This is a genomic window from Chitinophaga sp., from assembly GCF_036569185.1.
Lineage (GTDB): Bacteria > Bacteroidota > Bacteroidia > Chitinophagales > Chitinophagaceae > Chitinophaga.
Map to the genome: position 1 here is coordinate 1 of NZ_DATCRD010000381.1, position 8,370 is coordinate 8,370.

An 8,370-nucleotide genomic window follows, 5' to 3' on the forward strand; every position below is an offset into this window, starting at 1 on the left:
GCTAATGGCAAACAGCGGCTGCTGGAGCTGAAGCCGGTACAGCTGCATCAGCGGATGCCCATCTTTATAGGTTCCAAAACCATGATGGACACCTGGCAGCGGATCATCAACGAATAAGCGTAAAAAAATAACATAAAAAACGGTGTACGGCGGATACAAAACATCCCCTGTGCACCGTTTTTAATTTCTGGCACCAGGCTTGCTAAACCTGGCCTGATTTTAATAGTCATATTGTTATTCTTTACTCATTTTTAATTATTAACCATTTAATCGCTATGTTGATTTTGAAGAACCAGCGGATCATTGCATTATTCGTAGCCCTGTTGGCCGTTATCCAGGTTAGCGCGTGTTCACGTGCCACCCGTGTGGCAGACAGCAGTAATGCAGGCGCCGGCATGGATGAGCAGATCCTCTATTACACCAACAAATTTCGTGCATCCAAAGGCCTGAAACCTTTAGTGCTGGATGCTACCATCAGCCAGCAGGCCCGCCGCCACAGCCGGGATATGGCCAACGGCAGCACCGGTTTTGGTCATGAAGGTTTTGAAGAACGTGTAGCCAACGTGTCCAAAAAAATGGGCCGCGTAGCCAGCGCCGCGGAGAACGTGGCTTACGGCACCCTTGATGCAGAAGCAGTAGTAAACGGCTGGATCAAGAGCCCGGGGCACCGCAAAAATATGCTGGGCGATTATACGCTCATTGGTATCGGCACCGCGGATAAAGGCAGGATCACCTTCTTTACACAGGTGTTTATCAAACAGTAAATTCAACAGAAGGGGACAGCAGGAAGCTGTCCCCTTCCTTTTTTTCGCATTCTTTCTGTAATTTGGCCCTATGGAAAAGAAAAAGATCATTGAGGTAAGTAACCTGGTGAAGAAATACGGGGAGTTTACCGCAGTAAAAGGAATCAGCTTTGAGGTGTTCGAGGGAGAGATCTTTGGCCTGCTGGGCCCCAATGGCGCCGGTAAATCCACTACCCTGGAAATTATTGAAACCCTCCGGGAGAAAACAGCCGGGAAAGTGATGGTGGGAGGTTATGACCTCGACAAAGACCCGAATGATATCAAGAAGATCATCGGCGTGCAATTGCAGAGCTCCGGTTATTACCCCGGACTGAATCTTACAGAGCTCATCGAAATGTTTGGCGGTTTATATAATCAACCCGTGCAGCCAATGGAGCTACTGGCGATGTTTAACCTGGAAGATAAGGCCAAAGCAAAGTTCAAGGAGCTTTCCGGTGGCCAGAAACAACGCTTTTCCATTGCTACTACGCTCATCAATAAGCCACAGATCATATTCCTGGACGAACCTACTACCGGCCTGGATCCGCAGGCGCGCCGCAATTTGTGGGACCTCATCCAGCAGGTGCGCCGCCAGGGCACTACCGTGGTGATCACCACGCATTATATGGATGAAGCAGAGTTTTTGTGCGACCGCTGCGCGATTGTAGACAGTGGCCTTATCATTGCTATCGATTCGCCGGATGCGCTGATCGATAACCTGGTTTCTTCCGGTTTTGAAAGAAAGAAAGAAGTGAAGAAAGCCAACCTGGAAGATGTATTCATCCACCTGACGGGGAAAGACTTACGCGAAGAATAAATCATGGAATCACTTAAATATCCTATCGGCCGCTTTGAAGCATTACCGGATTATACACCGGAGATGTTGCGCGGTTTTATAAACGACATCCGTTACCTGCCCCAGCTGGTGGAAATTGCGGTGCAAAACCTGGATGAGTTCCAGCTGCAAACGCCCTACCGCCCTGATGGATGGACGGTAGTACAGGTAGTACATCACCTGGCCGACAGCCACCTGAACGGGTATACCCGCATGAAGCTGGCGCTGACGGAAGAGCAGCCGGTGATAAAGCCTTATGAGGAACAACTGTGGGCGGAACTGCCTGATGTACAGTTTACGCCTGTTAATGTATCCATTACCCTGTTACATGCGCTGCATCAACGCTGGGTAAGCCTGATGGAACACCTGGCTGAGCGCGAATGGGAACGCACTTTTATACATCCGGCGAATGGCACCCGGCATAACCTGAAAACCCATGCCGCCAACTATTCCTGGCATGGTAAACACCACCTGGAGCATATCCTGCGCCTGAAAGAACGAATGGACTGGTAAAGCAAATGTTATTATGAATATGGATTGGAAATTATTGTCGTCGGAATACCTTTTTAAAGACGCATGGCTTACAGCACGTGTCGACACCTGCGAAACTCCCACCGGTAAAATTGTAGCCCCTTATTATGTACTGGAATATAATAACTGGGTAAATGGGGTGGCCCTGCGGGAAGATGGGCAGGTGATCATGATCCGGCAGTTCAGGCAGGGAGTAGCCAGAACATTACTAGAGATCCCCGGCGGTACCATGGATCCGTCAGACCCTGACCCATTGTTTGCCATGAAACGCGAGATGCTGGAAGAAACCGGCTACGCATTTAAAGAATGGGTATCGCTTGGCACCATTGCCCCTAATACCGCCTCCAGCAATAATTACACGCATATGTTCCTTGCAATGGGTGGGGTAAAGGTACAGGACCAGCAGCTGGATCACAACGAAGAAATTGAAGTGGTGATCATGCCGTTGGAAGAGCTACAGCAACTGTTACTGGACAACCAGATAGTACACAGCCTGCATACCACCTGCATCTTTTACGCGTTGCTGTATCTCGGTAAAATGACGATGAAATAATTTACATTACCTCTGCTACTATAAAGAAGCTGCCACAAATGAGGATCATATCGTCTGGTTGGGCATGTTGCCTGGCCGCCTGCAATGCTGCCTGTACAGAAGGATAGGCATGGCCCTGCAATCCGTTGGTGGCGGCCATTTCCGCCAGCGCCAGTTCATCCATCGCGCGGGGGATCTGTGCTTTACAGAAATAATAATGCGCAGTGGAAGGGAATAACGGCAGCACTTTCTCTACTTCTTTATCTTTCACAAATCCTACTACAATATGTAACTGCTGGTAATTAACATGGCCCAGCTGCTGCATCACTTCACGGATACCGGCTTCATTGTGCCCTACATCCAGGACAGTGAGCGGATGCCGCTGAATAATGTCCCAGCGGCCACGGAGGCCCGTTAATTTTTTTACATGGGAAAGCGCATGTGTAATGTGATCCCAGGTAATATGCCAGCCGTTTTGCTGTAATATTTTTACTGCCGACAATACGCCCATCACATTTTTTTCCTGGTACTGGCCGTTCAGATCCAGTTGTAAACGGCGCATCTGCTGTTGTCGTGTATCCAGTAACGTTATAGTGAAGTGATTGCTTTCAATGGCGCCGGATGCTTCCATCCATTCCTGGTCGGCAAAATGGATAGGCGCATTCAGTGCGTTGGCAGTACTGATAAATACATCCTGCACTTCCGACTGTGTTTCGCTGATCACTACCGGTACACCGGCTTTGATGATCCCGGCTTTTTCAGCGGCAATTTGCGGGAGGGTATCTCCCAGGATATTTTTATGATCATAGCTGATGTTGGTGATCAGCGATAGCTCGGGAGTAATTACATTGGTACTGTCCAGCCGCCCACCCAGGCCCACTTCAATGATGGCGATATCCACTGCTTCCTGCTGGAAGTAGCTGAAAGCCATGGCTACGGTGAGCTCAAAAAAAGAAGGCTGGATGTTGGTGATGTGGGTACGCATCCTTTCTGTAAAATCAACTACAAAATCTTCCGGCACCATTTGCCCGTTGATGCGGATACGTTCCCTGAAATCCAGCAGGTGGGGGGATGTATAGAGCCCTGTTTTATAACCGGCCTGCTGGAAAATGGCTGCCAGCATATGGCTGGAAGATCCTTTCCCGTTGGTGCCGGCTACGTGTATGGTTTTAAAATGTTTTTGCGGTTGGTTCAGCTGATCCAGTAATGCAATGGTATTATGCAGATCTGTTTTAAACGCGCTGGCGCCTACCCTGGTAAACATGGGCAGCTGTGCATAGAGATAGTCCAGCGTTTCTTTGTAAGAGGCCATATCAGTAATTATTAACTACCGGGCAATCCAACTGGTTGTTACGTTTTTTAAATAAGCCACCACCGTTGCCCCGTTCTAACATGCTTGAATTTAAGCGCAAAGCTACGAAAGCATTTGCACGATCAATATGTCTTTGAAAGAGGTTGGTAAAAATTGTGCTGGAGCCGATCAGGAGCGGGCCTATGCGTATACCGGCCCCTACATCGGCCTGGCCGTTGCGGTTAATGGAGAATGGCATATAGGCGCCGAAAAGGTAGGTTTCATACCGCGGCGTAATATTGAATTGTGTTAATGCGTATGTTTTGGAGATGTCCCTGTTGCCTGCTGTTAATGCAATTACCGCATGTGCGCTGATAAAAAAGCGGCTGTCGATATTATAATCGCCCATCAGGTTCAGGGCGGTAGGGAGCATCATATTAAAAGTAGAGTCGGTGCCCAGCGGCGTGAAGTAATTATTGAGCCGGCGGGCATATTGCTGCAGGCTTTCCTTTTTGCGGTACTGGATGGCTTTGGGGTCTACATCGTCTTTCACCAGGCTGAGGTTTGTGTTTGTGGGCGACCTGTTATATTTTATCCGGCCGATGTCGGTAACGGAAGCGCCTATACGGAATTTGTAATCATCAGCGTCGGTGCCTTCATAGGCGCCGAAGCCGCCGTTATCGGGCCTGTATTCATAGATTACGCCTATATCTGCGCCGATGCCGTTGTTCTGGAACAGGTGCAGGTTCTTCTGTGCAGGCGATTGCCAGTCGTCCATTTCCTTATTGTAGCCATAGTATAAAGTACCGCTGGTGATGGTGGCATTGCGGGATGAATTCAGCCGGAAATTCACGTCTTTAACGGCTGCATAGCCTGCTGCCACACCACTGAGCAGTTTCAGGGTAACGCCTGCTTTCCAGCGTCCGCTGTAGGTTTCTTTAATAGTGCGCGCATAGCTGAAACCCAGTTCATGCCATACATGGGAGGAAACGCCTGCCTGTGGGATACTCAGGCTGCTGTTGAGATAGCCGGGGTTGGGAAAATCCACCCCGAAGAAATTGGCGATGGGAGTGGTAATGTTACCTCCGCTACTGCTGCTGCGCATGCGCCATACAAAGGATACTGACTGCTTTTCATCGATAGCGTATAATACAGAAGGCAATACAATTTCCCCCATTTCCCAGCCCATTTGTTTCCTGTTGGCGCCTTCATCGAGGAAATAATCACGGTTCCGGACAAACGAATCCGGCCTGTTGAACAACACGGATTTTGGCACGCTCACATAGGTGTTGCCTGCATTTACATCTGCACCAATAATATTCACATCCCATTTATAACGATATCCGGCGGCGCTGGCCGGGTTGGAAAATACGCCGTAAATACCCGCGTAGTTACTGTTGTTGTAACCCGGGAAAGTTTGTGCCACAGCGGCCTGCATCAGCACGAGCAATATTGCAGTGCCGGAAAAGATACGGTTAAGTTTTACAATCATCGTTGGCGATAAAAAATAGGTTTCTCGAAATGACACAAAAAGTTTGCTCTTGTCTGTTGTTTCAGTCATAGGTAGAGATGTAGGAACGGTCAGACTTACGGATGAAGCGCTGGTGTTCCGGATCAGACTGGTCCGGCAAAACAAACAGCTTCTTTTAATTTGTATATATTATTCTGCTTTGAAAAAGAAGCGTATTACCCCAAACTGTTCTTCAGGTGCGTCGGGGTTAGCGTTGTATTTCAGTTGTCCGCTGGAAGCAGCCTTTTTGGCTATCTCTATCAGGCGGGGGTTACTGATAGTAGATCCTTTCATGCTAAAAGTGGCAGATGTCACATTTCCCTTTTGATCTACTTTTATATTGATGGCTACATAGCCTGTTTCAGTGCCGTCGTAAGTAACCTGTGGCCGGCCGATAAGGCTTCTGCCGTTCAGGTGGAAATCGGAGCGTCCGCCGCCAAGGCCACCGCCCGTATATCCGCCGCCGTTAGGGTTGCCACCCAACTGGCCCCTGTCGCCGGGTTTGCCGGTATTGCCCTCACCGGTAGCGTTGTTAGAGCCATTGGCGCTGTTGCCGCTATTGGCACTGTTGCCGGTACCGCCTGAAAATACGGCTTTAGGCTTTGGTGTTGGTGGCTTTGGCGCTGGTGGCGTTTCTGCAGGTTTCTTTGTTGGTTTAACCGGTTTGGGTTCTAATTTCTTTGGAATTTCTTTTGGTTTCTCTACAGGTTTTTCCGGTTTTTTTATTTCCGGCGCCTCTTCCTCGTCCTGGGTAGCAATATCCTGCTGGGGCTCGGTGTTGGCGGGCGCTGTAGCCGCCGGGCTTTCTGCAGCTGCGGGTTCCGGAGCTGCGGCGCTGGGCGGGTTGGGGTTCAGTGGTTGTTCATCCCCCATGCCATCGTCAGAAGTACCAAGGTTCACTTCCATGCCCAGATCCTGGTCGGGAAGGGGTGGAGGAGCGGAAAAACCGGTAAATACCAGCGCCACTAACAGCAATGCATGTACGCCGATAGTGATCCCTAATGCCTGTATATTTTTTTTACCGTTTTTTTCCTCCATGATAACCTTGTTGAGCGCGTGTTTAGACCAAAGTTAATGTTTTGATCCAGAAAAAATAATGACTCATCAAAAGATGAATTCCGGATCTTTGCAAAAACTGTGCTGTTAATCCGATTACAGGAAAAATTTTTTTCACCGATTTTATGAACCTTGCCCGACAAACGATCCGTCTTTATCAAAATGCCTATACTGGTCTTTCCCCCGCTACCTGGTGGTTGTCGCTTGTATTGCTGATCAACCGGAGCGGTACCATGGTCATTCCCTTCATGACCGTTTATCTTACCCAGCATCTTCACTTCAGCATTGCCCAGGCTGGCCTGGTAATGGCGTGTTTTGGCACCGGCGCCATTGTTGGCGCTCTTTTGGGCGGATGGCTGTCTGATAAGATCGGTTTCTACCAGGTACAGTTCTGGAGCCTCTTCTCTAACGGATTATTATTCATTTTATTGGGTCAGATGCGCACCTTTGAGCAAATATGTGTGTGCGTATTTGTGATGAGCTCTGTAGGAGATGCCTTCCGGCCGGCCAACAGTATTGCGATTGCCGCCTACAGCGCGCCGGAAAACCGGACCCGGTCGTATGCCCTGAACCGGCTGGCGGTGAACCTTGGCTGGTCGGTAGGCCCGGCCATTGGCGGTATCCTGGCCAGCTTCAGCTACCAGCTCCTGTTCTGGGTAGATGGCTTCACCTGTATGCTGGCCGCCACCCTGATGCGGATTTTCCTGCCACCGGTGCCGGCGCCGCCCAAAGCGGTTAAAACTGCTGTAAAGAAAGAAGATAAGGTATGGAGGGATCATATTTACCTGTGGTTCCTGTTGTTTGCCACTGTGAACGCCATCTGCCTGTTCCAGTTTTCCAGTATTGTGCCCCTGTATTTTAAGGAAGTAATGCACCTGGAGGAGTGGGCCATCGGGCTCAATATGTCGGTGAACGGGATATTGATCGCGCTGGTGGAAATGGTGATGGTATACCGCCTCGACGGGAAGATGCCGAACCTGGCTTTTGTGGCCCGGGGCGCTATGATGGTTTGTTTTTCCTATATGCTGCTTTGCGTCCTGCCGCCGGTATGGGCCCTGGCAGTGGTGTTTATGGTGGTGATCACCTTCGGTGAGATGTTCTGCCTGCCTTTTATGAACAGCTTCTGGATCGGCAGGAGCCGGGATCATAACCGGGGCCAGTATGCTGCGCTTTACACCATTTCGTATTCACTGGCCAATATTGTATCGCCTACCACAGGGGCTTTCGTGGTGCAGCATCTTGGATTTAAGCCGTGGTGGGGAATTACGGCGTTGGGGTGTGTGCTGTCAGGAGGAGGGTTTTTGTGGTTGCAGAAGAAGATAGGGGTGGACAGGAAAGAGATCAAAGAAACAGGATTGGTATAACCTGTTTTCGTTTTCCCGTCCATCCCCGCTGTTTAGGAAATTAAATGTCGCACGCAAAGTTTGAAATGGTGATGGGGTATTCTACACAGACATTTGCCACAAATGTAAATGTAACCGGACTTGAGGTGGAGTACTTACATTGGTCTCCTGCAGCTACGTATACGCCGGAGGAAGGTATACCGGAAATATAGACCTTAATTGTATAGGTGCCATTAGAACCTTGGGGAAATGAACAAGGAAAAGTTGGACTGGTTATACTATGCACTGAAGCATCAGGATAAGTCAGGGCAATCTGAGTAACAGTAAGACCATAGTTGTAAGCAGTAAACCACGGTCCACACCTTTTTGCCGGTTCAGTAACCGTTTTCTTCCCTGTGGCCGGCTGACCTTCAAACATATTGAAACTGCTGTTGAATAAAAATATCATTGCCAGTACCGGCAAAAGAAGGATTCTTTTCATATCTGGGTT

General features: G+C 49.3%; 9 protein-coding genes and 1 pseudogene. 6 read left to right on the forward strand and 4 right to left on the reverse strand.

Annotation, left to right across the window (positions count from 1 at the left end; all coding sequences use genetic code 11):
* From VIM72_RS28685 to VIM72_RS28705, 5 genes and pseudogenes are all read left to right on the forward strand, one after another.
* Positions 1-117: pseudogene (locus VIM72_RS28685) on the forward strand (fructose-bisphosphatase class I); the annotation flags it as partial.
* Between the two features lie 158 nt (positions 118-275).
* A complete protein-coding gene (locus VIM72_RS28690; protein ID WP_332006238.1) occupies positions 276-764 on the forward strand; it encodes a CAP domain-containing protein in 489 nt (162 codons plus the stop codon).
* A gap of 70 nt (positions 765-834) precedes the next feature.
* Complete coding sequence (locus VIM72_RS28695) at positions 835-1,599, forward strand: ABC transporter ATP-binding protein (RefSeq protein ID WP_332006239.1); 765 nt, start codon at positions 835-837, stop codon at positions 1,597-1,599.
* Positions 1,600-1,602: 3 nt separating this feature from the next.
* A complete protein-coding gene (locus tag VIM72_RS28700; RefSeq protein ID WP_332006240.1) occupies positions 1,603-2,130 on the forward strand; it encodes a YfiT family bacillithiol transferase in 528 nt (175 codons plus the stop codon).
* A gap of 19 nt (positions 2,131-2,149) precedes the next feature.
* A complete protein-coding gene (locus VIM72_RS28705) occupies positions 2,150-2,701 on the forward strand; it encodes an NUDIX hydrolase (RefSeq protein WP_332006241.1) in 552 nt (183 codons plus the stop codon).
* A 1-nt stretch (position 2,702) separates the two neighbouring features.
* Here VIM72_RS28705 and VIM72_RS28710 read toward each other — a convergent pair whose 3' ends face one another.
* From VIM72_RS28710 to VIM72_RS28720, 3 genes are all read right to left on the reverse strand, one after another.
* The gene (locus VIM72_RS28710; RefSeq protein ID WP_332006242.1) at positions 2,703-3,992 is read right to left on the reverse strand and encodes a folylpolyglutamate synthase/dihydrofolate synthase family protein; all 1,290 of its coding nucleotides are present in this window, start codon (positions 3,990-3,992) and stop codon (positions 2,703-2,705) included.
* 1 nt (position 3,993) lies between these two features.
* Complete coding sequence (locus VIM72_RS28715; protein ID WP_332006243.1) at positions 3,994-5,463, reverse strand: DUF5723 family protein; 1,470 nt, start codon at positions 5,461-5,463, stop codon at positions 3,994-3,996.
* A 168-nt stretch (positions 5,464-5,631) separates the two neighbouring features.
* Positions 5,632-6,519 carry a hypothetical protein gene (locus tag VIM72_RS28720; RefSeq protein ID WP_332006244.1) on the reverse strand — a complete coding sequence of 296 codons (888 nt, stop codon included), beginning with the start codon at positions 6,517-6,519 and terminating at the stop codon, positions 5,632-5,634.
* A gap of 143 nt (positions 6,520-6,662) precedes the next feature.
* Between VIM72_RS28720 and VIM72_RS28725 the strand changes: the two genes are divergently transcribed.
* Positions 6,663-7,901 (forward strand): MFS transporter, encoded by a 1,239-nt coding sequence (locus tag VIM72_RS28725; RefSeq protein ID WP_332006245.1) that lies wholly within the window; start codon positions 6,663-6,665, stop codon positions 7,899-7,901.
* A 40-nt stretch (positions 7,902-7,941) separates the two neighbouring features.
* Here the strand turns inward: VIM72_RS28725 and VIM72_RS28730 are convergent.
* A partial coding sequence (locus VIM72_RS28730; RefSeq protein ID WP_332006246.1) for a hypothetical protein occupies positions 7,942-8,370 on the reverse strand: 429 nt, incomplete at its 5' end.

Bases quoted from the DNA above. Each gene is read 5' to 3' on its own strand.
- VIM72_RS28690 (WP_332006238.1), top strand. From the start codon at position 276: ATGTTGATTTTGAAGAACCAGCGGATCATTGCATTATTCGTAGCCCTG.
- VIM72_RS28695 (WP_332006239.1), top strand. From the start codon at position 835: ATGGAAAAGAAAAAGATCATTGAGGTAAGTAACCTGGTGAAGAAATAC.
- VIM72_RS28700 (WP_332006240.1), top strand. From the start codon at position 1,603: ATGGAATCACTTAAATATCCTATCGGCCGCTTTGAAGCATTACCGGAT.
- VIM72_RS28705 (WP_332006241.1), top strand. From the start codon at position 2,150: ATGGATTGGAAATTATTGTCGTCGGAATACCTTTTTAAAGACGCATGG.
- VIM72_RS28710 (WP_332006242.1), bottom strand. From the start codon at position 3,992: ATGGCCTCTTACAAAGAAACGCTGGACTATCTCTATGCACAGCTGCCC.
- VIM72_RS28715 (WP_332006243.1), bottom strand. From the start codon at position 5,463: ATGATTGTAAAACTTAACCGTATCTTTTCCGGCACTGCAATATTGCTC.
- VIM72_RS28720 (WP_332006244.1), bottom strand. From the start codon at position 6,519: ATGGAGGAAAAAAACGGTAAAAAAAATATACAGGCATTAGGGATCACT.
- VIM72_RS28725 (WP_332006245.1), top strand. From the start codon at position 6,663: ATGAACCTTGCCCGACAAACGATCCGTCTTTATCAAAATGCCTATACT.